The sequence below is a fragment of the Halobaculum sp. XH14 genome, from assembly GCF_032116555.1.
Lineage (GTDB): Archaea > Halobacteriota > Halobacteria > Halobacteriales > Haloferacaceae > Halorarum > Halorarum halobium.
Genome location: NZ_CP134949.1, coordinates 3,247,242 through 3,273,473, shown reverse-complemented (window position 1 = coordinate 3,273,473; position 26,232 = coordinate 3,247,242). Strand labels below are relative to the sequence as shown.

The following is a 26,232-nucleotide window of genomic DNA, read 5'->3' as shown; positions in this document are numbered from 1 at the left end:
CACCGCTGAAATTCGGGACGGAGCCTTGAAGGAACGGCTGGGGATACGACCGTGCATGACAGGAGAGGGGCAGCGATCGGCGGGAGGTGTGCGGCCGTGACCGACGCACCCCGGACGGTCGTCGTGGACGACTCGCGGTTCATGCGGGGACTCATCACCGACATCCTCGAATCCGGCGGCATCGACGTCGTCGGCGAGGCGGCCGACGGGGCCGAGGCGCTGACGGTCGTGGCCGAGGTGGAGCCCGACGTCGTGACGATGGACGTCGAGATGCCGCGGATGGACGGCATCGAGGCCGTCGAGCGCATCATGCGCGAGCAGCCGACGCCGACGCTCATGCTCTCGGCGTACACCGAAGACGGCGCCGAGGAGACGTTCGCGGCGCTGGACGCGGGCGCGGTCGACTTCTTCGCGAAGCCGGGCGGCGAGGTGTCGATGGGCGTCTCGCGGCTGGAGGAACAGCTGGTGGAGACGGTCCGCTCGGTCGCGGAGGCGGACCTCAGCGGCGGCGCGGCCGTCGCGGCCGCGACCCACGGCGGGTCGGCGACGACCACGACGACGACCGACGGCGTCGAGCCGAACACGACGGTCGTCATCGGCTCCTCGACCGGGGGACCGGACGCCGTCGAGCGCGTGCTCGCCGGGATCCCGGGTGGAGCGGACGTGCGCGTGCTCGTGGTCCAGCACATGCCCGAGGCGTTCACCGGCCGGTTCGCCGACCGGCTCGACTCGGCCTGCTCGCTGGCCGTCTCGGAAGCCACGGACGGCGCACGGGTCGGCCGCGGCGAGGTGCTCGTGGCTCGCGGCGGGAAGCACCTCGCGGTCACCCGGTACAGCGGGGGACGGCTCCGGGTCGAACTCGTCGACGAGGATCGCGGCCAGAACGTCCGCCCCTCGGTCAACGTGACGATGGAGTCCGTGGCCGAAACCGTGGACGACCCGATCGTCGGCGTCATCCTGACCGGGATGGGCGACGACGGCGCGACCGGCGTCACCGCCATCGACGACGCCGGCGGCCGGATCATCGCACAGGACGAGGAGACCTCGGTCGTCTACGGCATGCCCAAGCGCGCGGCGGCGACGGGCCGGGTCGGAAGCGTGCTCCCGCTGGACGACGTCGCCGGCGGCATCGTCGGGGGTGCCCCGTAGATGTCGGACGCGCACGTTCGCGCGTTCGTCCGCGAGAGCGAGGAGGGCATCACCGAACTCAACAACTCGCTGCTCGCGCTGGAGTCGGATCCCGACGACGCGGAGGCGATGGACGCCATCTTCCGCACCGCACACACGCTGAAGGGGAACGCGGCGGCGATGGGCTTCACCTCCTTTTCGGGGCTGGCCCACGCGATGGAGGACCTGCTCGACGAGGTCCGCGACGGCGACATCGACGTCTCGGGCGAACTGATGGACCTGCTGTTCGAGGGGGTCGACCACCTCGACGCGATGCTCGGCGAGATCGACGAGACGGGCGAGACGAACGTCGACCCGAGCGACACCGAGGACGCGCTCCGAACGTTAGTCGAGGGTGGCGCTTCCGCGACCGAGGGGGAAGGGACTGAAACCGACGGACAGAATGGGGAATCGGAGGCTGACGACGCTACCGACACCGCTCCGGGTTCGGGCACGGGGTCGGCCGGCGAGTCAGCCGGACCCGACGAGTCGACCGGGGCCGACGAGGCGGACGCGACGGACGACGGGTCCCCGGAGCGGGTCGACGCCGCCGACTTCGAGCACGGCCTCGACCCGGCCGACGACGAGGGCGTCTACCGTGCGAGCGTGACGCTCGCGGAGACCGACATGGCCGGGGTGGACGCGATGTTCCTCCTGCAGGCCGTCGAGGGCTCCTTCGGCGACCTGACGACCGACCCCGAGCGCGAGGCGGTCGAGGACGGCGCCGGCGCGGACGGCTTCGACTGCTACCTGACTGCGGGCAGTTCCGACGAGGTGTCCGCCGGCATCGACGCGGCCAGCCAGGTCGCCGCCGTCGAGGTTGCGACCGTCGAGCCGGCCCCGGACGACGGGTCTGACGCGGAATCGGACGTCGGAACCGAGCCGGAGTCGGGCGCCGAGACGGGAGCCGACTCCGAATCCGGCGCGCAAGCGGACGGGTCGACCGGCGCGGAGGCGACCCCGGGCCCCGCGTCGGAGGAGGGAGACGAGGCGAAGAAACCCGACGACGACGGCGGGAATCGGAGCGGGGGCTCCTCGGATACGATATCGTCGATCCGCGTCGACGTGGACCAGCTCGACGACCTGTACGGGCTCGTCGAGCAACTGGTGACGAGCCGCATCAAGCTCCGCCGGGAGATGGAGGAGGCCGGCATCGACTCGGACAACCTCGACGAGCTCGACAAGATCAGCTCGAACCTCCAGAACACGGTGATGGACATGCGACTCATCCCGCTGTCGGCGGTCGTGGACACGTTCCCGCGGCTCGTGCGCGACCTCGCGCGCGACCAGGACAAGGAGGTGAACTTCGACATCGACGGCCGGGACATCGAGCTCGACCGGACCATCCTCACCGAGATCCGGGACCCGCTCGTCCACATCCTCCGCAACGCCGTGGATCACGGCATCGAGTCGCCCGCCGAGCGCGAGGCCGCCGGGAAGGACTCGGCGGGCACCGTCGAGCTCCGGGCGACCCGCGAGCGCGACCACGTCACCATCGTCGTCGAGGACGACGGCGGCGGCATCGAGGCGGACGCGCTCCGCGAGAAGGCCGTCGAGGAGGGCGTGAAGACGCCGGCCGAGGTCGAGGCGATGGACGACGACGAGGCCCGCCAGCTCGTGTTCCACCCCGGGTTCTCGACCAACGACGAGGTGACCGACGTCTCGGGCCGGGGCGTCGGCATGGACGTGGTGAAGACGACCGTGAAGGAGCTCGACGGCCACGTCACGCTCGACTCGACGCCCGGCGAGGGCACGCGGTTCGAGATCCGGCTGCCCGTCACGGTCGCCATCGTCCGCGTGATGTTCATCGAGGTGAACGGCGTGGAGTACGGCGTTCCGATCAAGAACATCGGCGAGGTGTCCCGCGCGGGCGGTCTCGACGTCGCCAACGGGGAGGAGATCGTGCGCCACGACGGCGACATCTACCCGGTCGTCAGGCTGGGCGAGCTGTTCGCGGACGCGACCGGCGGCGGCGTCGGGCCCGCGGTCGCGGACGGCGGCAGCGACCGACCGCAGGAGGGCAAAGCGAATCGGAGGGAAGACGCCCCCGAAGCCCGGGGGGAAGACGCCGCCGGGAACGACGGGATGCTGTTGCGCATCCGCGGGGAGAAGCGGCCCGTGGCGCTCCACTGTGACCAGGTGCTCCACCAGGAGGAAGTCGTGGTGAAGCCGCTGGAGGGCATCCTCTCGGGGACGCCCGGCCTCTCGGGGACCGCGGTGCTCGGGGACGGCGACGTGGTGTCGATCCTCGACGTGGAGACGCTGGGGGAGGCCCGATGAGCGCGAGCGACGACGGGTTCGGACAGGTCATCCGCTACGTCGAGGACGAGGTGCCGTTCGAACCGGGCTACTACAACGAGGCGTACCTCGGCCGGCGCATCGCCGCGCGGATGCAGCGCCGTGACGCCGAGAACCACGCCGAGTACCTGGGCATCCTCCGGCGCGACGACGCCGAGCGCGACGCCCTGCTGGACGCGCTCACGATCAACGTGACCGGCTTCTTCCGGGACCCGGACATGTGGGCGGACCTCCGCCCGGTCCTCCGGGACCTTTCGGCCGACCAGCGGCGGGTGAACGCCTGGAGCGCCCCCTGTGCGGACGGCCGGGAGCCGTACTCGCTGGCGATGCTCGCGGCCGACGACCCGGAAATCGACGAGGCGTCCGTCGACGTGACCGCCTCGGACATCAGCGAGGAGGCGCTCGCTGCCGCCCGGAAGGGCGAGTACGAGACCACCCGCACGACCGACATCGGGAAGGAACTCGGCCCGCTGTCGGCCGCCGAGGAGTACGTCGAACAGGACGGGAACGTCTTCCGCGTCCGCGAGGCGGTGAAACGCCGGGTCACCTTCGAGACGCGGGACCTCATCAGCGACGGGGGCCGCTCGGACGTCGACCTGCTGTTCTGTCGGAACCTGCTCATCTACATCGACACCGGGTACAAGGAGAGCCTGTTCGACACGCTGCAGTCCTCGCTGCGGGACGGCGGCTACCTCGTCGTCGGCAAGACGGAGACGGTCCCGCCCGGCGCCCGCGACGCGTTCGACCCGGTCGCCAAACGCAGCCGCATCTACCGATACACGGGATAATGTCGCTCTACACACTCGCCCGGGACAACGACATGGAGGAGCTCTGTGAGCGGGCCAAACACAGCGACAGCCCCGCGGTCCGGCGCCGCGCGGCGCTGATGCTCGGCGACGTCGGCGACATGGAGGACGACCGGACGATGGACGTGCTCGTCCACCTCGTCACCGACGACGACGACGACAAGGTCCGTGCGGCGGCGGTCGACGCGCTGGACGACCTTGGCGACGAGGCGCTCGAACGGCTGCTCGCCCGGACCGCGGACGTCAACCCCGACGGCGCTGACTGGGCGGCCATCCGGGCGTTCGCGCGCGCCCTCTCGGCGGACATCCCGGAGTTCCGGATGGCCGCCGCCAACGCGCTGGGTCGCATCGGCGACGGCGACGCGGTCGGCCCGCTCGTGAAGCGACTCGACGACCCGGACCCCCGCGTCCGCGAGCGAGTCTGTCACGCGCTGGGTCGCATCGGCGACCCGCGCCCGGTCGGGAAACTCGAGGCGAAGCTCGAAGACGATCACGGCGCGGTGAAGGCGGCCGCGGCGGACGCGCTGGGCACCATCGCCACGGGGAAGGCGCTCGCGGCGCTGGTGGACCTGCTGGAGGACGAGAACTCCTCGATCCGCCGCGTCGCGGCGAGCGCGCTCGGCAACGCCAGCAGCGCGGAGCCGGTGCCGCGGCTCGCCGCGGCGCTGGGCGACGAGCACGACACCGTCCGCCGGGCGGCCGTCTTCTCGATCATCGAACTGCTGGCGAACGCGCCGACCAAGCAGTCCCACCAGGTGCGGGAGACGGTCGTCTCCGAACTGAAGGAGGCCGACGACGGAACGGTGCTCGGGCCGCTGGTGGAGATCCTGGAGGAGGCGTCCCAGGCCCGCCAGCGCCGCAACGCCGTCTGGTTCCTCGGGCGCGTCACGAGCGACCAGCCGCCACAGCTCGTCATCGACGCGCTGGTCGAGACGCTCACCGACGACGACAAGATGACCGCGCAGTTCGCGGCCACGAGCATCACCGAACTGGATGGCCACAGCGTCGAGTCGTCGCTCATCGACCTCCTGCGGGACGACGAGGCGCCGGTCGAGGCGCGCGCCAAGGCGGCGTTCGCGCTCGGCGACGTCGGCGGGTCGCGGGCCCGCGAGGAGCTGGACCGAATCACTGATAGCGACGTGGACAAGCAGGTCCGGAAACGGGCCTTCGCCGCCCTCTCGAAGCTCGGAGGCATCAGACAATGAACAAGCAGAACGACGAGGAGTACAAGGTCGCAGACACCCGCGGGCGCTTCGCCCAGGCCGTTCGCAGCGGCCGCAAGGTGAACGACGTCGACTGGACGAACGGGCGCATCATCCTCTCGAACAAGCGGGTCGTCATGGTCAGCAACGAGGGGAAGCGAACCATCCCGCTCTCGGACGTGGAGGGGATCGGCGGGCGCTTCGATTCGAGCCAGGAGGTCGCTCGCGTCTCGAACTACGTGAGCCTCCGGCTTGGCGAGGAGGTGTTCCTGCTCACATCCGAGCACCACGACGAGTTCCGGACGGACCTCTACCGAGCATTCCTCGACCGCCGGGTCATCTACGCGCGCCACCCCGCGGTGGCGGGCGGGGTCGTCCAGGACACCGAGTTCGAGCAGGCCCGCCTGAAGGTCGAACCGGACGGCATCAGCGTCGCCCAGCAGAGCGGCTCGTTCGTCCGCCTCGAACTGGACGACATCGGCACGCTGGAGGAGGCAGAGCGCACGGTGCTCGACGAGAAGCGGACCGTCATCGAGGCCGAACACACCGACGAGGACGGCACCAGCGTCCAGACGTACCTCTCGGGCGAGCCGTGGCACGTCGCCGTCATCAAGTCGTACCTCAAGCAGGGGCAAAAACAGACGAAAGGCTCCATCGAGTTGAGCGAGTCCGAGCGCGAGGTGCTGATGGCGCTGTACTCGGGCGTCTCCTCGTTCGAGGTTCCGAACTTCCTGGGCATGGACGTCGACCGCGTCGAGGAGACGTTCGAGCGCCTCATCGAACTCGACGTGTTGGAGGAGGTGCGGACCCGCCGCGAGGTGAACCTGATGCCGCGCGGCCGGAACATCGCCAGCGAGGCGATGAACGAGCAGTGAGTCTCGATTCTGGTTCGGTCCTCGCGCGTCACACTCCGAACCGTCCCGGGTCGGCGTGGTCCGCCTCGAACGCTCCTCCGGCACTCTCCAGTAGCACTCGTCTGATCGTCGTCCGGGCCGTCCCTCACGAAAACTGAACCCACGCACGAGTCGACGGCCCCAGTGGCCCCGGAGGTCGGTGCCGAACCCCTGAACGGGCTCACGGAAACGGCAGCCCCGGTCGGGGCGATAGAATCAGACCAGTTCGATCTCGTGGCCGTCCTGGTCCTTCGTGAACGCGTACCGGTTGTCACACGACTCCGGATCGCGGTAGTCCTCCGAGCCGCGCTCGAGCACCGTCGCCCAGTCCTCCTCCAGGTCGTCCACGCGGACCGCGAGGTGGCCCCAGGCGTCGCCCAGGTCGTAGGTGCGGCCGTCGTAGTTGTACGTGAGTTCGACCGACATCTCCTCGTCGGCCGCGCCCTCGGGCTTCATGAAGTAGTTGGCGAACGTGTCGGCCTCCCAGCGGCCGGCGTGTCCGTACTCGAACGTGCGGAGCCAGTAGCCCAGCGCCTCCGTGACGTCCTCGACGCGGATCATCGTGTGGTCGAGCGACCAGCGCGCGCCGTAGTCCCGCTGGACGATCTCGATCTCGTGGCCGTCGGGGTCCTTGACGAACGCGTAGCGGCCGCCGCAGGACTCGGGGTCGCGGTAGTCCTCCACGCCCGCGTCCATCAGCTCCTCGTAGGCGTCGTGGACGTCGTCGACGCGGACCGCGATGTGGCCCCAGCCGTCGCCCATCTCGTACGAGCGGCCGTCGTGGTTGTACGTGAGTTCGAGCGTCGCGCCGTCCTCGTGTGCGTCCGGCGGGCCGAGGTGGACGTTGGTGAACGTCTCGGCGTCCCAGCGCCCCTTCTCCTCGTAGCCGAAGTGGCCCTGGTAGAAGTCGAGCGCCTCGTCCAGGTCCTCGACGCGCGCCATCACGTGGTCGAGCGTGAATGCCATGCGAGAAGGGAGGCTCGCGCCGTCGAAAAGGATACCGACAGCGGGCGAGTGCGCCGGGTTCGATCGGGCCGTATCGGGGCGGGGTTCCTCACCGTCTTTCGTCTCGAACAAGCGCTATCCCCTTCGAGCGCGTACGTTCGGAAATGAACGAGTTCGCACGGCCCCCCGAAAGCGAGTCAGTTCGCCGGAAGGGCACCCTGTTCTGTCCGGCGTGCGCGTACGAGAGCCCGATCGACGAACGGTGGGTCGAGACCACGACGGCGACGGTCAGGGTCCGTTCCTGTCCCGAGTGCGGCGCGGTCGTCGACAGTCGACCCCGACGGCGACCGCTCGCATCCGCGGGAGTCGGCTAGCGAGAAATCAGCGAGTCCGTCGGCACGGAGGCGGTGAAGGGAGGACTGATGCGGTCGCTCACGGCTTCCCGGTGCGGCCGGCGATGAGGCCGACCAGCAGCGCGAGCGCGACGGTCGGGTACGCCGCGACGAACAGCGCGGCGAACGGGAGCGCCGCCAGCGCGACTGCGGACGCGAGCGCGGGCGTGTGTCGATACGTTCCGTGGTCGGCGGGGGGTATGGGTGCGTACATCCGTCTGGAGGGCGTGGTCAGCGGGGGGTCGACCCGCCGCGGACGGGAGGTCGACCTGCGATACGAGAGGAACTGCCGACACGGCGGCGGTCGGCGGGACGACGGAGTCCGGGACCCGGAGTCGGTCGCTCGGCCGCCGACTCGTCGCCGCCGGGGAATCAGGTCCGGTCGGGTTCGACGGACCAGTTCATCGGGACGACGAGGCGTGCGAGCCAGGGAGCGACGGCCGCCGGTTCGGCGGGCGGGCGCCCGGGGAGGATGGCGGTCGACTGGAGGGCATCGTGCACGTCGCCGTCACCTCGAACTGACGGACGGGGGCAGGGACAAAAAAGCCGAGCAGGGATTGCTACCACGCCACACGGACGCGTCCGGGTGACGCCATCACGTCCGCGCCGCGAGTCGGGCCGCCAAGTACCGCCAGCCGGCGACGGCCAACATCGTGACCGTTCCGACCGGGTACGCGGCCCGCCCGGGCTGGACGCCGAACTCCAGCGCGACCGCGAGGTTGGAGACGCCCGCGAGCGCCAGCAGTCCCGCGGTGACGCGCGGGTCCTCGGCGTCGACGAACCCGGTCGCTGCCGACAGGACGGCGAGCGTCCAGACCAGCGCCGCGAGCACCCACCGGAGCAGCAGCGGCGGGCCGGAGAACAGCGGGTAGTCGGTCAGCACCGAGACGGCAAAGCGAGGGTCGAAACTCTGAACGAGGCCGCCTCGGGCACTCGCCGCGCCCCAGACGAACCGAAACAGCACCTCCCCGCCGACGAACGTCTGGACCGACCAGGGGAGGAGACCGACCAGCAGGACCGCGGCGACGACCCGGGCGGGCGTCGCGCGACCGGCAGTCCCGAACGCTCGTGCGGCGAGCGGCCGTGCGTCCGGCGAGCGTTCGCCCCGCCGCCCGCCGCCCCGCGACCCGGTCACTTCCGGGTGACCAGCCGCAGTACGTCCTCGTCGGCGAGTTCGTGGCCGGTCCCGACCTGCTGTTCGTCGTGTTTCGCGCTCGGCCCGGAGACGCGTGCGAACCGGAAGCGCTCCTCGAACTCGCCGCCGAGCTTCGAGCAGGCGTCCGCGACCGTGTCGCCCGCGCGGAGCACGAGCGGCTCCTCGTAGTCGACGCCGCGGCCCGGCTTGTCCATGTAGATGCGGATGAGCCCCAGCCGCTCCCAGATGCGGTCCTTCAGGCCGTCCAGGCCCCGGCCCTCCTCGGCGGAGATGAACGTCACCTTCTCGGGGTCGAGGTCGTGCTCGCGGAGTTCCGCCTCCACGGTCGGCAGGTAGTCCTCGTCGATGAGGTCGGCCTTGTTGACCGCGACCATCGAGGGGAGGTACACCCGGTTGTCCATCACGCCGTCGATGAGTTCGTCGATGGTGAGGTCGTGCGGGATGGTCACCGCGGCGTTGACGAAGCCGTGCTCGCGGAGGACGCTCTTGACCGTCTCCTCCTCCAGCGAGACGCCGTCGCCCATCGTCACCCGGATGCCGTCCTTGTGCGTCTTCCGGACGGAGATGTTCGGCGGGTCGACGTCGAGGCGGATCTTGTTCTCGTACAGTTCCGTCCCGAGCCGTTCGTACTGGTCGATCTCGAACACCGAGAGCAGGAAGACGACGAGGTCGGCCGTGCGGACGACCGAGAGCACCTCCTTCCCGCCGCCGCGCCCGCCCGCCGCGCCCTCGATGAGCCCCGGAACGTCGAGGATCTGGATGTTCGCGCCGCGGTACTGCAACATTCCGGGGTTCACGTTCAGGGTCGTGAACTCGTAGGAGCCGACCTCGCTGTCGGCGTTCGTGATGGCGTTGATGAGCGTGGACTTGCCGACCGAGGGGAAGCCGACGAGCGCGACCGTCGCGTCGCCGGTCTTCTCGACGGCGTACCCCTGCCCGCCGCCGGAGGAGGACTGGTTCTCCAGCTTCTCCTTCTTCTCCGCGAGCTTCGCCTTCAGCCGCCCGATGTGGCCCTCCGTGGACTTGTTGTACGGGGTTTCGGCGATCTCCTCGCGGAGGTCCTCGATCTCCTCCTCCAGTCCCATTACCTCCGTCTCGGCCGTGCGTGCGCCTAAACGCTTTCCTTCGATACGGTAGGCCGTCGACCGCCTCCGAGACCGCGGCCGTCGATCCGATGCCCTTCCCCGGTTTCGGCCACCTCCGCCCGTCCGGTAGACTCTCCCGTCGTGGCCGCCGCTGGAGGAAGTCGCCGGGGGACGGGGAAGCCGACCCGCCGACCGATACTTGTAGAGTATCCAACACACGTCCCGGTAACGATTTTCCAATTTTCCGGCGTTTGAGGCTCCAGAACCACCATATTCGCACTTCGACACGGTTATACGCCGCGCCAGATTGCCTGAATACAATACGAGATGCCCGATCCCTCCAGTCTCCGCGACAGCACACAGATCGTCCTCCCCTGTGACGCGATCGATCCCGTCCGTGCCGAACTGGAAGCCGAGTTCACCGTGACCGTGTTCCGCGAGACCGACAGCCAGTGTCGCATCATCGGCAGCCCCGTGGAGATCAAGGCCGTCTCGAACTACCTCTCCCGGCACGGCGTCAACATGCCCTGAACGGGCCGGTCCTCCTCGTCTCTCTGTCCTCTCGGGCCACGTTTCCCTCGTCTCCTTCGGCCACGTTTCCCTCGTCCGCGACGTGCTCGACGCCTGGCGTCCACACCGACGCGCTTACAACTCACAGCACGCTACTGCGGCCATGGACGAGAACCCGGGCCTGAGCGACCAGTACCGGATGGCGAGCCCGTGGCCGCTGTTCGTGGCGCTGGGGCTCCCCATCGCCGAACTGGGTCTGCTGTTCGGGCTCATCCCGCTGGCCGTCGGCGGGGTCATCCTCTTTGGCGGAAGCATCGCGGGAATGCTCGCCGAGTCGGGGTACGCCGGGACGGCCTGGCGGGCGCTCGGCGTCATCGCCCTCCTCGCGGTCGCGCTCGGCGGCGCGTTCGTGTGGGCGGACCCGCTGACCGGGGCCGCGCTCGCGCCGCGCGGCTACGCCACGATCGGTGCCGGGGTCGTCATGCTGCTGGCCGCGCTGGCGGGCGAACTGCTCTCGTTTTGAGGACGCGACCCCCGTTCGGAACCGAGGGCCGTGCGCCGTGGTCGACGCGGTTTTGCCGACTCGGCGTGGTCGGCGTAGTCGACGTGGGTTAGTCGATAGCGGACGAGGGAGGCGTCTCCCGACGGAGTAGTCCACCGGGGCGCGTGAGGACACCGGGTGGGACGGAATCGACAAGGTATTTGGGCGCGCTGTCCAAGGCCCGTTCATGGCACGCATCTTCGACAGGGAGACCCTGCTGGACCTGACGGTCAACGTCATCCCGCTGGGCATCATCCTGTTTTTCGCCGTCGGGTTCCTCATCTTCAACCCGTGGGCGAGCCTCGACCAGTTCGGGCAGCTCGTCGCCATGGGCCTGCTCGTGGTTCCGTTCGTCGCGCTCGCGCTCCTGACGTACGTGTCCGGAAAGGCGATCGCCGGCGACGAGAAGCGCGCCGAGATGTACTTCCAGGGACAGGCGACCATGGATGACGCCCGGACCCGCGCCGAGGCCGAGGCGCACGGCGACGAGGCCCCCGAGGGGGACCTGGCCGATGGGGAACCGAGCACGGTCGAGGACGGCGAGACGGCCGAGGAATCGGCCGCGAGCGGCTCCGAAACCGGCAGCCGGTAGGCGCACGGCTACCGCGCACGACTCGAATCTTTCTTGTGCCTCCGAACCTGAATCGCTCCCATGCAGGCAACCGGCCAACTCCTGTTGACGGTGCTCATGGGGGCGTTCCTCGTGGGCGTGGCCGCCTTCCTCGCCAGGGTCGAGGACTGGCGGTCCTACACCCCGCTCGGCGCCGGCGGGGGCGTCGGTGAGTCCGGCTACGCACACCGCGAGAAGCCCGCGGGGCTGATCCGGTGGCTCACCACCGTCGACCACAAGGACATCGGACTTCTGTACGGCCTCTATGCGACCATCGCGTTCGTCGTCGGCGGGCTGATGGTGATGCTCATGCGCGCGGAGCTCACCACCCCCGCCGAGGACGTGCTCGGCTCCGCGACGTTCTACAACTCGCTCCTGACGAGCCACGGCATCACGATGCTGTTCCTGTTCGGGACGCCGATCATCGCGGCGTTCGCGAACTACCTCATCCCGCTCATCATCGGCGCGGACGACATGGCGTTCCCCCGCATCAACGCCATCGCGTTCTGGCTGTTGCCGCCCGGCGCGCTGCTCATCTGGGCGGGCTTCTTCCCGATTCCCGACGTCATCCCGGCCCAGACGGCCTGGACGATGTACACGCCGCTTTCTGCCGGCGTGGGTGCCGGCAACCAGGCGAACGTCGGCGTCGACCTCATGCTGCTGGGGCTCCACCTGACCGGGGTCTCGGCGACGATGGGCGCGGTGAACTTCATCGCGACCATCTTCACCGAGCGCGCCGAGGAGGTCACCTGGGCCAACCTCGACATCTTCTCGTGGACGATCCTCACCCAGTCGGGACTCATCCTGTTCGCGTTCCCGCTGCTCGGGAGCGCGCTGGTCATGTTGCTGCTCGACCGGAACTTCGGGACGACGTTCTTCGCCGTCGGCGGGGGCGATCCCATCCTCTGGCAGCACCTGTTCTGGTTCTTCGGCCACCCGGAGGTGTACATCCTCGTGCTGCCGCCGATGGGGATCATCAGCTACGTCCTGCCGCGGTTCTCGGGCCGGAAGCTGTTCGGCTTCAAGTTCGTCGTCTACTCGACGCTCGCCATCGGCGTGCTCTCCTTCGGCGTCTGGGCCCACCACATGTTCGCCACGGGCATCGACCCGCGGCTCCGCGCCAGCTTCATGGCGGTCTCGCTCGCCATCGCCATCCCCTCGGCGGTGAAGACGTTCAACTGGATCACGACGATGTGGAACGGCGACCTCCGGCTCACCACGCCGATGCTGTTCTGTATCGGCTTCGTCTCCAACTTCATCATCGGCGGGGTCACCGGCGTGTTCCTCGCGTCGGTGCCGGTCGACCTCGTGCTCCACGACACGTACTACGTCGTCGGCCACTTCCACTACATCGTGATGGGCGCGATCACGTTCGCCGGCATGGCGGGCATCTACTACTGGTTCCCGCTCGTCACCGGGCGCTGGTACCAGCGCAGCCTCGCGAAGGCCCACTTCTGGCTCTGGATGGTCGGCACCAACATCACGTTCTTCGCCATGGTGCTGCTGGGCTACGGTGGCATGCCGCGCCGGTACGCGACGTACCTGCCGCAGTTCGCCACGCTCCACCAGATCACGACGCTCGGGGCCGCGCTGCTGTTCGTCGGCGGGCTCATCTGGGTGTACAACCTGTTCGTCTCCTGGATGGAGGGCCAGCACGTGCAGAGCGGCGACCCCTGGAAGCTCGCGGACAAGAACCTCAACACCGCCGAGTGGGACTGGTTCGAACGGCAGCGCGAGACCGCGGTGGTCGACGGCGGCCGTGAGGAGGACGTCCGGGCCGACGGCGGCGAGGACGCGGAGCACGACGGGGAGTAACGCGGCCCACGCTCCGGGTTCGATTTCACCCGTTCTGGCCGACGACGAACCGTTCCCTCGACGTTCCGGGCGAGGGCATCCGGTCCACTTGCCGATTCTCAGACCAGCACGAGGACGAGACCGGTCGCGAACATCAGGAACGCGATGCCGCCGAGAATCACGCCGAGGAGGTCCTTGTCGCTCATACCGGGAGTCGGTGCGGCGGGGGCAAAGACCCGTCGTTCCGGGTCGTCCGTCGCCTCCCGGTGGCGTCGTCGACACGGCGGGACGGGAACACGAGCGTGCTCGCGGGACGGTTCTACGTGTCGAGGCTCGTGTCCCGGTACTGCTCCCCGCCATCGTCGCGGAGCATGACGCCGGCGTTGGGGTGCTGATCGGCGTCCTCCACCAGTTCCCCCCGTTGGCGGAGCTCCTTCAGCTCCGCTTTCACCACCCCGCGGTCGACCCGTCCGACGGTGGCGACCACGTCGAGCAGCGGCTGCTGGGGGATCCCCTCCCCCGCCCCGCCGCGCTCGAAGCCGTCATCGAACTCGGGGGCCTCCTCCTGGAGGAACTCGACGTACGCCCGCACGTCGGTCGTCCCGCCGAGTCGGCCGTGCCAGACCGGCGGGTAGCAGCTCAGGTGCCCGTCCCCGATCCGGTAGAGGCTGTCGGGGTCCTCCCACGTGTCGCTGTCAGTCAGGCTCGCTTCGAGCTCCTCGTGAAACGTCTCCCGGTCGAACCGCTGCTCGGGGTCCTCCTCGAGGGCGTCGGCGTACGCCGTGACCGTCTCGCGCGACACCCCCGGTCGGTCCCCCCTGTGAGTCCGCTCGAGGAGGGAGACGACCTCCTCGATCAACATGGACCGGCCGCCGTGCCGTAGCTCCTCGAGCACCTCCTGGTTGGGATCGGCCATCCCGTTCGACTACGGCCGGGACGGCAATAAGCGGCCGGCCGGCGAGCACGCGGTGTCGGCTCACAGCGGAACCCGGTTCACGAGCGCGGCAGCGAGCGCGTGTAGTCGGTCGAGGCCGCCGGGTCCCCCGTCCGACGGCGTTCGCTCGGCCGCGTCGGGGTCGAAGTAGAGGTAGGGGAACAGCAGGTCGGCTCGTTCCCCGAGTTCGATCCTCCCCCTCGCGGGGTCGAAGTCGATCACGTTCGCGTCGTCGAGTTTCGGCAGGTGGTTCTGGTAGAGCCCGACGTAGACGCGCTTTCGCTGGTCCGAGGAGAGCCGTTCGACCGGCACGCCGTTCTCCGCGGCGGCGACACGTTCGGCTGCGACCCCCAGCGTCGCGGCGCCGCCGTTCTCGTCCAGAACTTCGAGTACCCTGCGTCGGCGAGTGGCCGACAGCAGCCTGAACACGAGGTCCCGCGGGAGGTCGGTCCTCTCCGGGGACGGTGGCGGGTCGGTGGATGTCGACCCGCCCCCCGGCTCACCCGCTCGCGTTCCGGTCCGCATCGTCCCTGATTCGGTTCCCCCCCTCTCGACGGTGGATGCTCGTGGCATGGTTGCTCCCCTCCTGGAGGACGGCCGGCAGTTAGTCGGGCACCCTCCCGTGACCTGCTGACATTCGTCGTGGTGTGCGGTATCGAGGACCAAAGTCCTAGGCAAGACGTCCGTCTGACGGGCGTCAGACGGCCTGCGGCGACATGTTCCGCTCGAAGACGGACCAGGTCGCGGTCGCCCCGACACGGGCCCCGCGGACGACGCGTCAGCGATCGGCGCTCGATGGCTCGCCGTCCGCCCCCCGGAGTGACCCGGCACACAGTCCGCCCCAGGCGGCCAGGGCGGCGACGCTGAGGAACTCGGCGACGGCGTAGCCGATCTGCAGGGAGGCCATCTGGAGGTCGTACGGGAGCCAGACGCCGAGCGAGACTGCACCCAGTCCGGCCACCAGGACGGCGATTCTGGGCCGGCCAGCCCGCCAGTCGACGACGGCGGCCGCCAGCAGCACGACCGGAGCGCCGACGAACGCGACCGCCGCGACCCAGTGGAGGCCGGACCCGACGGGGAAGACGCCGGCGGCCGCGAACGACGCCGCGACGAGGCCGTACGCGAGGGCGACGACGCGGCCGTACTCCTCGCGGAGCCAGGGCACGAACGCGAGCGCGAGCAGGCCGCCGAGCACGAGCCCCGCGTTGAACGCGACCGCGACGACGCCCTCGCCGGCCCCGGCCACCGAGAACGGATCAGTCGGACCGTCGAACTCGGGAGAAGCGGCCGCGGCGAGCGCGAACGCCGCCAGCAGTACGGTCGGCCCCGCGACGCCAGCGACCGACAGCCATGATCGGGGACGGGTCATACTAACTCCCGCTCGGGCGGGAACCACCGACCTTTCGCCGATATGATTCGGCAATTTAAGTTCTATCGGGGAGACGGCGGCGACGCCGGGACGCCAGGGGAGAGTGCGTCCGGCGAACGGAAAGTCCTATTCGCGGACCGGCCCAAGGTCGCGCATGACCGGATCGACCGACTCGGACGACGGTGAGGACGCCCCGGCCGGCGGGGGCGGTCGACGGCTCGTCCTCACCCTCTACGCGCTCCTCGTCGGCGTGGGCACCGTCGGCGGCGCGCTCGTGCCGGTGTTCGTCGACGAGCTCTCGGCCCCGGCGCTGTTCGGCCTGTTCACCGTCCCGCTCTCGCCGCTCGGCTTCGCGCTCTACGGCGGCGTGACCGTCGCGGTCGTCCTCGGGGTTCCGCTCTCGCTCGTGGTGGTCGTCTCCCGGACCGTCGGCGACCCCCACGCGATCGAGGACGGGTGAGTCGGCGGCGGCGACGCTCGCCGGCGGAACCTGCCGTTTCTCGGGGGGTTCCGGGCGAAAGGACTAATCCCCGCCCGGGTCTCGTTGCGGACATGTACCACGTCGTACTCGGCGTCGACGAGGACGAGCAGCGCGCGGAATCCGCGGCCCGGGAGATCGCGAACCTTCCCGGCGGGTCCGACGAGAAACGGGTCACGCTCATCCACGTCTTCCAGGACAACCCGAGCGGCGCGTCCGCCACGCAGGTCGCGTCCGTCCGGGACGCGGAGGAGGTGCTGAAGGCCGCGGGCGTCGACGTGTCGATCAGCGAGGCGAGCGGCGACCCGGCCGACGCGATCCTCGAACTCGCCGAGGAGGATGACGCAGACCTCGTCGTCGTCGGCGGGCGGAAACGCTCGCCGGCGGGCAAGGCGCTGTTCGGCAGCGTCACCCAGACGGTGATCCTCAACGCCGGGCGGCCGGTGATGGTGACCGGCGTCCCGACGGAAGCGTAGACGAAAAACGGCGGCCCGCGGTCAGTTCTCCCCGAACGCGCGTTCGAGCAGGTCGGCGAACCCATCGGCCCGCAGCCGGCCCTCCGCCCGGGCAACCAGCTCGCCGTCAGCGAAACGGAGCGTCGTCGGCGCGGCGGTGATCTCGAACTCGCGGCGGAACGCGCCCACGGCGCCGCCGTCGACCCCCGCGACCGCGTGGTCCTCGGGCAGTTCCGCGAGCAGTTCGTCGAGATCGTCCTTCATCCGCTCGCACGGGACGCAGTCGCGCTTCCAGACGAACACGACCGCGCGCTCGTGCTCGGCGAGGAACGCCTCGTAGTCCTCGTCCTCGAGTTCACGCTGGCCGTCGGGCACGGGCGAGGGCGGCGCGACCTCGACGACCATCGCGGCCATCGTCGCCAGCTCGACCGCGCCCGGCGGCTCCTCGAGGAACGACTGGAGCGTCAGGTAGGCGGCCAGTTCGGCGCGGGTGACGCCGAGCTCCTCGATCCGGTCGGCGGCCTCGGCCCCGTCGATGTCGAACACGTCCGCGACCGACCGCCGGAACTCCTCGTCGCCGAGTTCGAGGTAGCTGTCGCGATACACCGCGTGGGCGGACTCGAACTCCGTCGTCGCGGTGAGTTCGCCGTCGTCGGCCTCGTCGACCACGTCGGCGGCGATGAGCCGGTCGAGCAGCGCGTCGGGGTCGACGTCGGGGTCGGTTGCGGCCACGGGTCAGACACCCAGATACCGCTCCCGGGTCGCTTCGTCGCCCCGGAGCTCCTCGGAGCCGCCGGCGAAGACGATGCTGCCCTGGTCGACGACGTACGCGCGGTCGGCGATGTTCATCGCGGCGACGGCGTTCTGCTCGACGAGCAGGATGGTCGTCCCCGCGTCCGCGATGCGGCGGATGGCGTCCTCGACCGCCTGGATGATCTGGGGGGCCAGCCCCTCGTAGGGCTCGTCCAGCATCAGCAGGTCGGTGTCCTGTTTGAGCGCGCGGGCGATGGCGAGCATCTGCTGTTCGCCGCCCGAGAGCGTCCCCGCCTTCTGTGAGGCGCGCTCCTCCAGGCGCGGGAACACCTCGTACACCTCGCCCGTCGTCATCCCGGGGTGGTCCATCGACACCTTCCGGCCGACGACGTTCGACCAGTTGCGGGCCACGTCCGAGAGGTGGAGGTTCTCCTCGACTGTCAGGTTCGGGAACACCCGCCGCTCCTCGGGCACCAGCGAGATGCCGAGCGAGGAGACGTCCTCGGTCGTGTGCTCCGTGATGTCCTCGCCCTTGTACACGACGCTGCCATCGCGCACGTCGGGGGGACGCGCCCCCGCGATGGAGCGGAGCGTCGTCGTCTTGCCCGCGCCGTTGCGACCCAGCAGCGTACAAACCTCCCCCTCCTCGATGTGCATGGAGAGGTCGCGGAGGATGTGGCTCTGGCCGTAGTAGGCGTCGACCCCGCGGACGGCGAGCAGGTGGTCCTCGGCCGTTGCGGCCGCCGCGGCGCGCTCGGCGTGGCTTGCCGTCCCGTCCTCGGCGGGCGCGGCGTCGACGTCGGCCCCGGAGGAGTCGGAGCTCAAAGCTCCACACCCCCGAGGTACGCCTCCTGCACCTGGTCGCTCTCCTGTACCTCGTCCGGCGTCCCGTCGGCGATCACCTCGCCGCGGTTCAACACCAGGATCCGGTCGGCGATGCGGAAGATGATCTCCATATCGTGTTCCACGATGAGGATCGTGAGCCCGAGGTCCTCCTGGAGCTGTTCCACGAGGTCCACGGTGTCGGCCGTCTCGTCCGGCGACATGCCGGCGGTCGGTTCGTCCATCAACAGCAGTTCGGGCTCGGAGGCCAGCGCGATGGCGATCTCCAGCCGGCGCTTGTCGCCGTACGGGAGGCTCGCCGCCTCCACGTCCGCGTCGCCGAGCAGGCCGACCGACTCCAGCATCCGGTCGGCGGTGTCGTGGACCGCCTCGAACCCCGAGAGCCGGTTCAGGAAGTTGAACTGGAACGCGCCGTGCTCGGAGCCGAGCGCGGCGATCTCGACGTTCTGGCGGACGGTCATCCCCGGGAAGATCGACGCCGTCTGGAACGACTTCGAGACGCCCGCCTGGACCGTCTCGTGGGGCGAGAGCGCGGTGATGTCCTCGCCCGCGAACTCGACCGAGCCCGCCGTCGGCTCCAGCGCGCCCGTGATGCAGTTGATGAGCGTCGACTTGCCGGCCCCGTTCGGTCCGATGACCGCCCGGGTCTCGCCGGACTCGACGTCGAAACTCACGTCGTCGACGGCGACGAGGCCGCCGAACCGCTTGGTCAGGCCCTCGGTGTGGAGCAGCGTCACTCCGATTCACCCCCGTCGGTCGCTGCGGGGTCGCTGCCGTCGTCGCCGCCCCCGCTCCGCCCGAGGAGCCAGGCGCCGAGATCCGAGAGCGCGCCGTAGATGCCCCGCGGGAACACCCAGACGATGAACACGAACACCGCGCCGAGCACGAACCGCCACAGCGAGCCGATGGGCCCGATGACGGGCGGGTTCACGCCCGAGATGACGTTGGCGACGTACTCGAAGACGAACGCGCCGAACACCGGCCCGATGAGGCTCCCGGTGCCGCCGAGCACCGTCATGATGACGAAGTCGCCCGACTGGATCCAGTAGAGCCCCGTCGTCGGGTGGATGTACTGCTCGTGGATGAGGAACATCGCCCCGCCGACGCCGGCGAACACCGCGGAGATGACGAACGCCATCAGCTTGTAGCGGAACACGTTCAGGCCGACGAACTCGACGCGCTGTTCGTTCTCGCCCAGCGCCTCGAAGATGAGCCCGTACGGCGAGTTGATGATGCGGTTGCCGACCCAGACGGCGATCAGCATCATCACGGCGGTGAATGCGTACATCACCGTGTACGAGTCGAACACCGGAAGCAGCGGGGCGTCCAGCGGCAGCGCGCCGAGGAACAGCCCGTGGGCCGCCACGTCCGAGAAGCCGTTGTCGCCGTTGGTGAGCCACGCGCCGGGTCCGAGCGCGTAGAAGTACAGCGCCTGTCCGAACGTCAGGGTCAGGACGGCGAAGTAGACGCCCGAGCGGCGGATCGAGACGAATCCGATCGGCCACGCGAGCAGCGTCGCCACGAGCGACCCCACGATCACCATCAGGATGGGGCTGGGGACGATCTGGCTGAACAGCGCCGCGGAGTAGGCCGCCGAGCCGAAGAAGGCGGCGTGGCCGAACGACAGCAGCCCGGTGTAGCCCAGCAGGAGGTTGAAGCCGATGACGATGATGCCGTAGATGAGCACGAGCGACGGGAGGCCCGCGTAGCCGCCGATCGACATCCCGATGAGGTCGCCGACGACGCCGAGCACGTCGACGAGCAGGAACGGGAAGACGACCAGCGCGGCGGCGGTGGCGATCACGACGAAGTCGTCGCGCTCGCGCAGGCCCGCCAGCCCCGAACCGCCGGCCGAGGTCCGTTCCGTCTCGGTGACGGTGCTCCCGCCGTCGGTGACGGGGTCGGCCTCCTCGGCGCGGTCGAGATCGTCGGTCACTCGCCCACCTCCACGGAGCCGAACAGCCCCTCCGGCTTGACGATGAGCATCGCCGCGACGAACAGGTAGAGCACGATCTGTGCCCACTGGCTGTACGTCTGGGTCATCGCCGAGATGATCACCCCGAGCACGAGCCCGCCGGCGATCGCCCCGCGGACGGAGCCGGCACCGCCGACGACGATGGTGAGGAACGCGGGCACCAGCGCGCGCTCGGTGCCGATCTGTGGGCTGATCGTCTGGATCGACACGCCGATGAGGCCCGCAAAGGCCGCGAGCGCGGCCCCCAGCGCGAACACGAGGCTGTACGAGCGCGTGATCTTGATGCCGAGCAGCCGGACCATCTCGGAGTCGTGGGTCCCCGCCTGCACGACCAGCCCGAAGTCGGTCCGTTCGATCGCGATGTAGGTCAGTCCGATGACCAGGAGCGCGATACCGATGATGAACAGCCGCCAGGACGGGAACAGCCCCACGACCGGCAGGCTCACCGGCTGGGAGACGTTGACGCCGAAGATCGTCGAGGGGCTGACCGGCTGAAACGTGTTGCCCCCGATGACCTGTTTCACGATCTCCTCGACGATGAGAGCGAGCCCGAACGTCACGAGGAGCTGGTCGGTCTCCGGTCGGTCGTAGAACGGCTCGGCGACGAACCGCTCCATGAGCAGCCCGACCGCGAAGCCGACGATGGGGACGATGACGATCGCGGCGAGGAACCCGCCGTCGAAGCCGATGGTCGTGATGCCCGCGCCGTGCAACAGCCCGCTCGAGAGGGTCGTCTCGCGGAACACCAGTAGCCCAACGTACGCGCCCACGAGATAGAGCGCCCCGTGAGCGAGGTTGAGAAACTCCATCGTCCCGAGGATGATAGTGAGGCCGATCCCCAGGAGCGCGTAGATCGCGCCCTGCTGGAGGCCGTTGAGGAGTATCGATGCGATGTCTACCTGTAAGAGTACCATTATTCTTCGTGTAGGACCGGTGTGTGGGTCCGCTTGTGAGTGGTTGTCGGTGGCGTCATTCGTTGACGTGGTTCGCCCTGCGGTCGAATAAAGTGCCGGCCCGTCGGACCGGCGGCCCGATCAGCCGCTGTCCTCGTCGCCGTAGTCGCCGAGCTCACAGTCGGCGGCCGGACCGCTGTCACACCCGTAGCCGAGGTTGTCACGCGAGGTCGTGCTGACGAGCTCCAGGAGGCTGTCCTCGGTCTGCTCCTCCGGCGGGAGCCCGCGCATGACGAGCACGTCGCGCTGTCCCTGGTGGTCGCACCCGCGCATCGTCTCGCTGCCGAGCCCCGCGTTGTCGTACTCGTACCCCTCCATGGCGCGGATGACCTCCGGCGGGTAGAACGTCCCGGCGCGCTCGGCGGCCGCCGCGTACTGGAGCGTCTGCGCGTACGCGATGCGGGCCCCGTAGCTGGGCACGCGATCGTGTTCCTGCTGGTACGCCTCGACGAAGGACTGGGACGCCGAGTTCTCCAGCTTCCAGTTCCAGTCGGCCGTCCCGAAGATGCCGCCGATGGAGTCTGCGGCCGCCTCGGCCATCAGCCGGTTGTACAGCGGGACGATGACCTCCATGTCCTGGTCAAGCCCCTGTTCGATCGCCTGCGGGAGCGAGTTCGCGCCGTCCAGCCCGTAGTGGTTGAGGATGAGCGCGTCCGCCTCGTCGCGGGGCACGTCCGAGAGGTACGACGAGTAGTCGGAGGTCCCGAGCGGCGTCGGCACCGACTCGATCTGGGACCAGCCAGCCTCGGTGAGGAACTGCTCCATCGAGGCCTGCTGGGTCTGGCCCCACGAGTAGTCGGCGTACAGCTGGTAGAAGTTCAGGTCGTCCCCGTACTCCTCGGCGACCACCGGCGCGAGCGCCTGGCCGGTCATGTACGCGTTGAACATCTCGCGGAAGGAGTAGCGGACACACTCGGGTCCGGTCGTGTCGTTCGAGTGCGTGATACAGCACTGGAACTGGACCTTCTCCTCCTGACACAGCGACTGGACCGCGATGGCGACCGCCGAGGACGACCCCCCGGAGATCATGATCGCGTTGTCCCGGTCGATCATCCGCTGTGCGGACTGTCGGGCGGTGTCGGGGTTCGTCGCCGTGTCGCCCTCGACCGACGTGACGGTCTTGCCGAGGACGCCGTCGCCGCTGAGGTCCGACCAGTCGTCGACCCAGCCGCCGCCGTTGTTCAGGTGCTGTTCGGCGAGCCGGTAGCCGCGCAGTTCGTCCTGCCCCTCCTGGGAGTACGAGCCCGACTGCGGAACGTTGTAGCCGAAGACGACCTCGTCGCCCTCGACGGGGTAGTTCCCGATCGCGGGATACTCGGAGCCGCCGCCGCCGCCGACGCCCGCACAGCCCGCCAGTCCTGCGATCCCGGCGGCCCCCGCGGCGCCGGATGCCTTGAGCACGTCTCGCCTGTTCATGGGTCTGGTATCCCGTGCCATGAGACATACCGGCGGACAGGTTGTTAATGAACGTTCCGTGCATATACCCTTAGTTGATGTTAATATAGATAATATCCGTTCCCCATCAACCCCACGATAATGGTTATCACACCCATGTCGTTTCAGTCTGCCCATTAGGTAATAAACTGGCGACACGTTCCATCGTGAGCACTCCGCGAAGCCCCGTCGACGCTGAACGGGGCCGAGCGGCCCTCGGGACGAGAGTCAGGCGAGTTCGTCGGCGACTCCCGAGAGCGAGCGGACCGTCAGTGACGGGGCGACGCCGACGCGTTCGAACGGGTCGTTGCCGCGGTTCACCCACGCCGTCTCCAGCCCGGCCGCCCCCGCGCCGGCCACGTCCCAGGCGTTCCCCGAGACGAGCCGACAGTCGCCGACGTCGCGGCCGGTCCGCTCGGCGGCGTTCTCGTACACCGCCGGCGCGGGCTTGAACGTCGACACCTCGTCGGCGCTGATGATCTCGTCGAGGTGGGTCGCGAGTCCGGCGTTCCCCGCGAGCGTCTCCAGCATCTCCGGGTTGCCGTTCGAGAGCACCGTCACCGTGTGGCCCGCCTCCGAGAGCCGGGTCAGCGTCTCGACGGCGGCCGGGAACGGGTCGAGGTGGTTGTACGCGTCCAGCACGCGCTCGCGGGTCGGCTCGTCGGCCTCGACGTCCCACTGGTCGAGCGCGTACGCGAGCGCGTCCGCGGTGACGTCCCAGAAGGGCCGGTACTCGTCCATCAGCGCCGTCTGATACGAGTACTGGAGCTGTTCCGACCGCCACGTCGCGTCGAGTTCCGCCACCAGCGCCTCCGGAACCGCGAGTTCGGCGGCGAGCGCCTCACGGACGCTGCTCGTGTCACACAGCGTCCCGTACATGTCGAAACAGAGCGTCTCGCTCATCGGGCGTGACCTCACGCCCCTGGTACATAGTGGCACGGCTCGCGGCAGCGACGCCCGACCTCACACCGTACCGGGAAGGCGCCGCATACTTTAGGCCCTTCCCATGCTAACGTGGCACACATGGAGCTACGTGCCGCAACCGCCGGGGACGTGGACGCAATCCGGACCGTTGCCCGCAGGTCGCTCGACGCGTCCTACGGCCACGCGCTCTCCGGGGAGGCGATCGAGGACGCCGTGGAGACCTGGTACGAGAGCGACGACCTCTCCGCGGAACTGACCGACGAGGACGCCGTCTTCGTCGTGGCCGTCGAGAGGAGTGAGGACGGGGGAGACGACGAGGTGGTCGGTTTCGTCCAGAGCTACTTCATCGACCGGGAGGACCCGGTCAGCGAGATCGACTGGCTCCACGTCGACCCTGACCACCGCGGCCGTGGCATCGGCACCGACCTCCTCCGGCACGTTGAGACGGAACTGCTGGATCGTGGTGCCACGCGCATCGAGGGTCGCGTCCTCGTCGAGAACGAGTCCGGCACGACGTTCTACGCTGACGAGGGGTTCACCGAGGGGGCCGAGCGGGACGTGGAGATCGGCGGCGAAACGTTCCGCGAGCGCCGATACGTGAAGTTCACCGACGGCGACGGTGACACCACGGTCACCGGGGAGCACGAGACCGCGGACGGGCGAACGCTCTCGGTCGCCTACGACGAGGCCGAGCGCGCCTCCAAGGGGCCGTTCTACCCGACGTACACGGACGCCGAGCGGACGACCCGCGAGGGCTACCTCTGCGGGAACTGCGAGAGCACGTCGGCGCTCGTGGACTCGATGGGGACCGTCGAGTGTGGCAACTGCGGCAACCGACGCAAGCCGACCAGGTGGGACGCGGCGTACCTCTGAACCGTACCGGGATCACGGCCGACCGTCGAATCGCACCGTGCACGCGGCGGACCGCTGAATCACACCGTGCACGCGGCGTGCTTTTCGAGTCGCGCCCGCCGGCGCCGCCGGATCGGTATCAGTTCCGATACTCTGCCCATCACAATTTAAGCACCGTCGTCGTCCGAACGTGTGCATGGACGGACGGGTACTCGCCGTCGTCGGCGCGAAGGGCGGCGTCGGCAAGACGACGACGAGTCTCAATCTCGCGGCCGCGCTCGCGGAGGACGGCCGGGCCGTCGCCGTGGTGGAGGCCGACCTGGCGATGGCGAACGCGGTCGACTTTCTCGACGTCGAGCTGGCGGACGGGCGGACGTTCCACGACGTGCTCGCGGGCGCGACCGGCGTGGTCGAGGCCACCTACCCCGCCCCGGGCGGGTTCGACGTGGTGCCGAGCGGCACGGAGCTGGACGGGTTCGTGAACGCCGACGTCGACCGTTTTCCCGGCGCGCTCGACGCGCTGAAGGCCCGCTACGACGTCGTCGTCGTCGACACCGGCGCGGGCGTCAGCCGCGAGACGGTCGTGCCCATGGGGCTCGCGGACGCCTCGGTGCTCGTCTCGACCCCCAGGGTCGCGTCGGTGCGCGACGCGGACAAGACGATGACCGTCGCCGAGCGGGCGGACGCACCCGTCGGCGGCGTCGTCCTCACGAAGTCGGGCACCGGCCGGTCGCCGCCGGCCAAACGCATCGCCACCTTCCTCGACGCGCCCCTGCTCGGGCACATCCCGCACGACGAGACGATTCCGGAGTCACAGGACGCGGGCCAGCCGGCGGTGGCGTACGCGCCCGACAGCGAGGCGGCGAACGGCTATCGCGCCGTCGCCGACTCGCTCCGTCGCCGCCCGGACATGCTCGGCATGACCGTCGAGGAGGATTCGGGCGGGTTCCGGTTCGGCAGCGGCGCGAGCGCCGACGGCGGGACCGCGGGCGACGTGTTCCGGTGACTCGTCGGTCGTACGGCGAACGCGGCAGAAGAGCCCGCGGGCGGTCGGGGAGTCAGTCCCAGGTGACCCAGGTCAGCGCCGCGATGGCGACGAACTCGAACAGCCGAAGCGCGCCGACGGCCCGGTGGGCGACGGGCGCCGACGAGGCGATCCAGTCGCTCAACACGGGGTCCCAGTAGAAGATGTACAGCGCGAGCGCGTTCTCCGCGAGGAGGACGACCGCGAACGCCGCGAGCCCCAGCGTGTGTTTCGACCGCATCCGCCAGTAGTTCCGGCCCCAGACGTAGCTCAGGCCCAGCAGGAGGACGATGTTGAGGACCGCGGCGGCTCACGTCACGGTCAGCCGGAGACTCATGTCACTCGCCATCTATATCCGTGGCCCCCGCAAACTCTCTCCGAAATTGGCGTGTGCAGCGTCACCAGACCCGCTCCATGATTTTCTCGACCGTCTCCCAGTACCGTCGCGCGCGGAGGATACGAACGCGGTTCTCGCCCCCGCGTGTCCCGGTCAGCACGTACCACAGCACGCCCTCCATCGAGCGTGCCTGCAGTCGGCGTGCTCGTAAGTCCACCGACACGACCCGGTTCTTCGTGGGAGTTTCGACGGATTTTGGGGAGAATTCGGAGAGAGGTCGGACAATCCTGATTAGGCGCACCGGTCGATCCACACGTGCGGGTCGACGGCCGACGTACCACGGCCGTCGCCGCATCGTGCGGCGCTGCTGGTCGTCCGGCGCGGGCGACTCGACTCCCGCCCGACCGGACGTGGTCCCGCGACGAACCTCGGACCTGACGGACGGCACTCTGACACGTCCACCCTCGCTGGACCATCGCCTCGGACCCGGGCCAGCAGACAA

The 26,232-nt window shown here is 69.3% G+C and carries 30 protein-coding genes and 1 pseudogene; 14 read left to right on the top strand and 17 right to left on the bottom strand.

The features are described from left to right. The first annotated feature begins 96 nt into the window (after positions 1 to 96). Genes RJT50_RS16625 through RJT50_RS16605 form a run of 5 tightly spaced genes read left to right on the top strand, consistent with a single transcriptional unit; the run spans position 97 to position 6,348 of the window. Positions 97 to 1,149 (top strand): protein-glutamate methylesterase/protein-glutamine glutaminase, encoded by a 1,053-nt coding sequence (locus tag RJT50_RS16625; RefSeq protein ID WP_313692815.1) that lies wholly within the window; start codon positions 97 to 99, stop codon positions 1,147 to 1,149. Then, complete coding sequence (locus tag RJT50_RS16620) at positions 1,150 to 3,447, top strand: ATP-binding protein (protein WP_313692813.1); 2,298 nt, start codon at positions 1,150 to 1,152, stop codon at positions 3,445 to 3,447. Next, a complete protein-coding gene (locus RJT50_RS16615) occupies positions 3,444 to 4,253 on the top strand; it encodes a CheR family methyltransferase (RefSeq protein WP_313692810.1) in 810 nt (269 codons plus the stop codon). Before RJT50_RS16620 ends, RJT50_RS16615 begins: the two co-directional genes overlap by 4 nt. Then, on the top strand, positions 4,253 to 5,476 hold the full coding sequence (locus RJT50_RS16610) for a HEAT repeat domain-containing protein (RefSeq protein ID WP_313692807.1): 1,224 nt from the start codon (positions 4,253 to 4,255) through the stop codon (positions 5,474 to 5,476). Before RJT50_RS16615 ends, RJT50_RS16610 begins: the two co-directional genes overlap by 1 nt. Continuing rightward, on the top strand, positions 5,473 to 6,348 hold the full coding sequence (locus RJT50_RS16605) for a CheF family chemotaxis protein (RefSeq protein ID WP_313692806.1): 876 nt from the start codon (positions 5,473 to 5,475) through the stop codon (positions 6,346 to 6,348). Before RJT50_RS16610 ends, RJT50_RS16605 begins: the two co-directional genes overlap by 4 nt. Before the next feature lie 234 nt (positions 6,349 to 6,582). Here RJT50_RS16605 and RJT50_RS16600 read toward each other — a convergent pair whose 3' ends face one another. Beyond that, positions 6,583 to 7,332 (bottom strand): VOC family protein, encoded by a 750-nt coding sequence (locus tag RJT50_RS16600; protein WP_313692805.1) that lies wholly within the window; start codon positions 7,330 to 7,332, stop codon positions 6,583 to 6,585. 143 nt (positions 7,333 to 7,475) lie between these two features. On the opposite strand from RJT50_RS16600, the gene RJT50_RS16595 reads away from it, so the two are divergent. After that, positions 7,476 to 7,685: a DUF8106 domain-containing protein gene (locus tag RJT50_RS16595; RefSeq protein WP_313692802.1), complete on the top strand. Its 210-nt coding sequence runs from the start codon at positions 7,476 to 7,478 to the stop codon at positions 7,683 to 7,685. Between the two features lie 58 nt (positions 7,686 to 7,743). Here the strand turns inward: RJT50_RS16595 and RJT50_RS16590 are convergent, their stop codons facing one another. The 4 genes from RJT50_RS16590 to RJT50_RS16575 form a co-directional block, all read right to left on the bottom strand. Then, positions 7,744 to 7,917: a hypothetical protein gene (locus RJT50_RS16590; RefSeq protein WP_313692801.1), complete on the bottom strand. Its 174-nt coding sequence runs from the start codon at positions 7,915 to 7,917 to the stop codon at positions 7,744 to 7,746. Positions 7,918 to 8,075: 158 nt separating this feature from the next. Beyond that, on the bottom strand, positions 8,076 to 8,204 hold the full coding sequence (locus RJT50_RS16585; protein ID WP_313692799.1) for a hypothetical protein: 129 nt from the start codon (positions 8,202 to 8,204) through the stop codon (positions 8,076 to 8,078). Positions 8,205 to 8,298: 94 nt separating this feature from the next. After that, positions 8,299 to 8,838, bottom strand: a complete 540-nt coding sequence (locus tag RJT50_RS16580; RefSeq protein ID WP_313692797.1) for a DUF8050 family protein — start codon at positions 8,836 to 8,838, stop codon at positions 8,299 to 8,301. Continuing rightward, positions 8,835 to 9,944, bottom strand: coding sequence for an OBG GTPase family GTP-binding protein (locus RJT50_RS16575; protein ID WP_313692795.1), 1,110 nt, complete (start codon positions 9,942 to 9,944; stop codon positions 8,835 to 8,837). Before RJT50_RS16575 ends, RJT50_RS16580 begins: the two co-directional genes overlap by 4 nt. Before the next feature lie 327 nt (positions 9,945 to 10,271). On the opposite strand from RJT50_RS16575, the gene RJT50_RS16570 reads away from it, so the two are divergent. From RJT50_RS16570 to RJT50_RS16555, 4 genes are all read left to right on the top strand, one after another. Beyond that, positions 10,272 to 10,475 carry a VNG_1110C family protein gene (locus RJT50_RS16570; RefSeq protein WP_313692794.1) on the top strand — a complete coding sequence of 68 codons (204 nt, stop codon included), beginning with the start codon at positions 10,272 to 10,274 and terminating at the stop codon, positions 10,473 to 10,475. Between the two features lie 142 nt (positions 10,476 to 10,617). Beyond that, on the top strand, positions 10,618 to 10,977 hold the full coding sequence (locus RJT50_RS16565; protein ID WP_313692792.1) for a DUF7541 family protein: 360 nt from the start codon (positions 10,618 to 10,620) through the stop codon (positions 10,975 to 10,977). Between the two features lie 205 nt (positions 10,978 to 11,182). Further along, the gene (locus RJT50_RS16560; RefSeq protein WP_313692790.1) at positions 11,183 to 11,587 is read left to right on the top strand and encodes a DUF6684 family protein; all 405 of its coding nucleotides are present in this window, start codon (positions 11,183 to 11,185) and stop codon (positions 11,585 to 11,587) included. A gap of 96 nt (positions 11,588 to 11,683) precedes the next feature. Beyond that, entirely contained in the window at positions 11,684 to 13,420 is a 1,737-nt protein-coding gene (locus tag RJT50_RS16555) for a cbb3-type cytochrome c oxidase subunit I (RefSeq protein ID WP_313696058.1), read from the top strand. Between the two features lie 298 nt (positions 13,421 to 13,718). On the opposite strand, the gene RJT50_RS16550 is transcribed toward RJT50_RS16555, so the two are convergent. The 3 genes from RJT50_RS16550 to RJT50_RS16540 all read right to left on the bottom strand — a co-directional run bounded on the left by RJT50_RS16550 (position 13,719) and on the right by RJT50_RS16540 (position 15,702). Continuing rightward, positions 13,719 to 14,315 (bottom strand): hypothetical protein, encoded by a 597-nt coding sequence (locus RJT50_RS16550; protein ID WP_313692787.1) that lies wholly within the window; start codon positions 14,313 to 14,315, stop codon positions 13,719 to 13,721. Positions 14,316 to 14,375: 60 nt separating this feature from the next. Beyond that, positions 14,376 to 14,906 (bottom strand): DUF7344 domain-containing protein, encoded by a 531-nt coding sequence (locus tag RJT50_RS16545; protein ID WP_313692785.1) that lies wholly within the window; start codon positions 14,904 to 14,906, stop codon positions 14,376 to 14,378. A 205-nt stretch (positions 14,907 to 15,111) separates the two neighbouring features. Beyond that, the gene (locus RJT50_RS16540; protein ID WP_313692783.1) at positions 15,112 to 15,702 is read right to left on the bottom strand and encodes a DUF998 domain-containing protein; all 591 of its coding nucleotides are present in this window, start codon (positions 15,700 to 15,702) and stop codon (positions 15,112 to 15,114) included. A gap of 154 nt (positions 15,703 to 15,856) precedes the next feature. Between RJT50_RS16540 and RJT50_RS16535 the strand changes: the two genes are divergently transcribed. Both RJT50_RS16535 and RJT50_RS16530 read left to right on the top strand, forming a co-directional pair. After that, a complete protein-coding gene (locus RJT50_RS16535) occupies positions 15,857 to 16,162 on the top strand; it encodes a DUF7520 family protein (RefSeq protein WP_313692782.1) in 306 nt (101 codons plus the stop codon). Between the two features lie 92 nt (positions 16,163 to 16,254). Beyond that, complete coding sequence (locus RJT50_RS16530) at positions 16,255 to 16,656, top strand: universal stress protein (protein WP_313692779.1); 402 nt, start codon at positions 16,255 to 16,257, stop codon at positions 16,654 to 16,656. Between the two features lie 21 nt (positions 16,657 to 16,677). Here RJT50_RS16530 and RJT50_RS16525 read toward each other — a convergent pair whose 3' ends face one another. From RJT50_RS16525 to RJT50_RS16495, 7 genes are all read right to left on the bottom strand, one after another. Next, on the bottom strand, positions 16,678 to 17,367 hold the full coding sequence (locus RJT50_RS16525; RefSeq protein ID WP_313692777.1) for a thioredoxin family protein: 690 nt from the start codon (positions 17,365 to 17,367) through the stop codon (positions 16,678 to 16,680). Between the two features lie 3 nt (positions 17,368 to 17,370). Continuing rightward, entirely contained in the window at positions 17,371 to 18,108 is a 738-nt protein-coding gene (locus RJT50_RS16520) for an ABC transporter ATP-binding protein (RefSeq protein WP_313696057.1), read from the bottom strand. A gap of 101 nt (positions 18,109 to 18,209) precedes the next feature. Continuing rightward, entirely contained in the window at positions 18,210 to 18,968 is a 759-nt protein-coding gene (locus RJT50_RS16515; RefSeq protein ID WP_313692775.1) for an ABC transporter ATP-binding protein, read from the bottom strand. Further along, a complete protein-coding gene (locus tag RJT50_RS16510; RefSeq protein ID WP_313692773.1) occupies positions 18,965 to 20,167 on the bottom strand; it encodes a branched-chain amino acid ABC transporter permease in 1,203 nt (400 codons plus the stop codon). Before RJT50_RS16510 ends, RJT50_RS16515 begins: the two co-directional genes overlap by 4 nt. Beyond that, positions 20,164 to 21,120, bottom strand: a complete 957-nt coding sequence (locus RJT50_RS16505) for a branched-chain amino acid ABC transporter permease (protein ID WP_313692771.1) — start codon at positions 21,118 to 21,120, stop codon at positions 20,164 to 20,166. Before RJT50_RS16505 ends, RJT50_RS16510 begins: the two co-directional genes overlap by 4 nt. A gap of 120 nt (positions 21,121 to 21,240) precedes the next feature. Continuing rightward, positions 21,241 to 22,596 (bottom strand): substrate-binding protein, encoded by a 1,356-nt coding sequence (locus RJT50_RS16500; RefSeq protein ID WP_343218183.1) that lies wholly within the window; start codon positions 22,594 to 22,596, stop codon positions 21,241 to 21,243. 225 nt (positions 22,597 to 22,821) lie between these two features. Then, complete coding sequence (locus RJT50_RS16495) at positions 22,822 to 23,496, bottom strand: haloacid dehalogenase type II (protein ID WP_313692769.1); 675 nt, start codon at positions 23,494 to 23,496, stop codon at positions 22,822 to 22,824. 120 nt (positions 23,497 to 23,616) lie between these two features. Here RJT50_RS16495 and RJT50_RS16490 point away from each other — a divergent pair, with 120 nt between their 5' ends. Further along, positions 23,617 to 24,390, top strand: coding sequence for a GNAT family N-acetyltransferase (locus RJT50_RS16490; RefSeq protein ID WP_313692768.1), 774 nt, complete (start codon positions 23,617 to 23,619; stop codon positions 24,388 to 24,390). 175 nt (positions 24,391 to 24,565) lie between these two features. Beyond that, positions 24,566 to 25,375, top strand: coding sequence for a P-loop NTPase (locus RJT50_RS16485; RefSeq protein ID WP_313692767.1), 810 nt, complete (start codon positions 24,566 to 24,568; stop codon positions 25,373 to 25,375). Positions 25,376 to 25,427: 52 nt separating this feature from the next. Here RJT50_RS16485 and RJT50_RS16480 read toward each other — a convergent pair whose 3' ends face one another. Together RJT50_RS16480 and RJT50_RS16475 are read right to left on the bottom strand one after the other, a co-directional pair. Continuing rightward, positions 25,428 to 25,667: a DUF8036 family membrane protein gene (locus RJT50_RS16480; RefSeq protein ID WP_484494643.1), complete on the bottom strand. Its 240-nt coding sequence runs from the start codon at positions 25,665 to 25,667 to the stop codon at positions 25,428 to 25,430. Between the two features lie 175 nt (positions 25,668 to 25,842). Continuing rightward, positions 25,843 to 25,911, bottom strand: a pseudogene (locus RJT50_RS16475) (ArsR family transcriptional regulator); the annotation flags it as partial. Between the last annotated feature and the right edge of the window lie 321 nt (positions 25,912 to 26,232).

Coding starts and splice junctions, on each gene's coding strand:
- RJT50_RS16620 (WP_313692813.1), top strand. CDS start 1,150: ATGTCGGACGCGCACGTTCGCGCGTTCGTCCGCGAGAGCGAGGAGGGC.
- RJT50_RS16615 (WP_313692810.1), top strand. CDS start 3,444: ATGAGCGCGAGCGACGACGGGTTCGGACAGGTCATCCGCTACGTCGAG.
- RJT50_RS16610 (WP_313692807.1), top strand. CDS start 4,253: ATGTCGCTCTACACACTCGCCCGGGACAACGACATGGAGGAGCTCTGT.
- RJT50_RS16605 (WP_313692806.1), top strand. CDS start 5,473: ATGAACAAGCAGAACGACGAGGAGTACAAGGTCGCAGACACCCGCGGG.
- RJT50_RS16600 (WP_313692805.1), bottom strand. CDS start 7,332: ATGGCATTCACGCTCGACCACGTGATGGCGCGCGTCGAGGACCTGGAC.
- RJT50_RS16595 (WP_313692802.1), top strand. CDS start 7,476: ATGAACGAGTTCGCACGGCCCCCCGAAAGCGAGTCAGTTCGCCGGAAG.
- RJT50_RS16590 (WP_313692801.1), bottom strand. CDS start 7,917: ATGTACGCACCCATACCCCCCGCCGACCACGGAACGTATCGACACACG.
- RJT50_RS16575 (WP_313692795.1), bottom strand. CDS start 9,944: ATGGGACTGGAGGAGGAGATCGAGGACCTCCGCGAGGAGATCGCCGAA.
- RJT50_RS16570 (WP_313692794.1), top strand. CDS start 10,272: ATGCCCGATCCCTCCAGTCTCCGCGACAGCACACAGATCGTCCTCCCC.
- RJT50_RS16565 (WP_313692792.1), top strand. CDS start 10,618: ATGGACGAGAACCCGGGCCTGAGCGACCAGTACCGGATGGCGAGCCCG.
- RJT50_RS16560 (WP_313692790.1), top strand. CDS start 11,183: ATGGCACGCATCTTCGACAGGGAGACCCTGCTGGACCTGACGGTCAAC.
- RJT50_RS16555 (WP_313696058.1), top strand. CDS start 11,684: ATGGGGGCGTTCCTCGTGGGCGTGGCCGCCTTCCTCGCCAGGGTCGAG.
- RJT50_RS16550 (WP_313692787.1), bottom strand. CDS start 14,315: ATGGCCGATCCCAACCAGGAGGTGCTCGAGGAGCTACGGCACGGCGGC.
- RJT50_RS16545 (WP_313692785.1), bottom strand. CDS start 14,906: ATGCCACGAGCATCCACCGTCGAGAGGGGGGGAACCGAATCAGGGACG.
- RJT50_RS16540 (WP_313692783.1), bottom strand. CDS start 15,702: ATGACCCGTCCCCGATCATGGCTGTCGGTCGCTGGCGTCGCGGGGCCG.
- RJT50_RS16535 (WP_313692782.1), top strand. CDS start 15,857: ATGACCGGATCGACCGACTCGGACGACGGTGAGGACGCCCCGGCCGGC.
- RJT50_RS16530 (WP_313692779.1), top strand. CDS start 16,255: ATGTACCACGTCGTACTCGGCGTCGACGAGGACGAGCAGCGCGCGGAA.
- RJT50_RS16505 (WP_313692771.1), bottom strand. CDS start 21,120: ATGGTACTCTTACAGGTAGACATCGCATCGATACTCCTCAACGGCCTC.
- RJT50_RS16500 (WP_343218183.1), bottom strand. CDS start 22,596: ATGGCACGGGATACCAGACCCATGAACAGGCGAGACGTGCTCAAGGCA.
- RJT50_RS16495 (WP_313692769.1), bottom strand. CDS start 23,496: ATGAGCGAGACGCTCTGTTTCGACATGTACGGGACGCTGTGTGACACG.
- RJT50_RS16490 (WP_313692768.1), top strand. CDS start 23,617: ATGGAGCTACGTGCCGCAACCGCCGGGGACGTGGACGCAATCCGGACC.
- RJT50_RS16485 (WP_313692767.1), top strand. CDS start 24,566: ATGGACGGACGGGTACTCGCCGTCGTCGGCGCGAAGGGCGGCGTCGGC.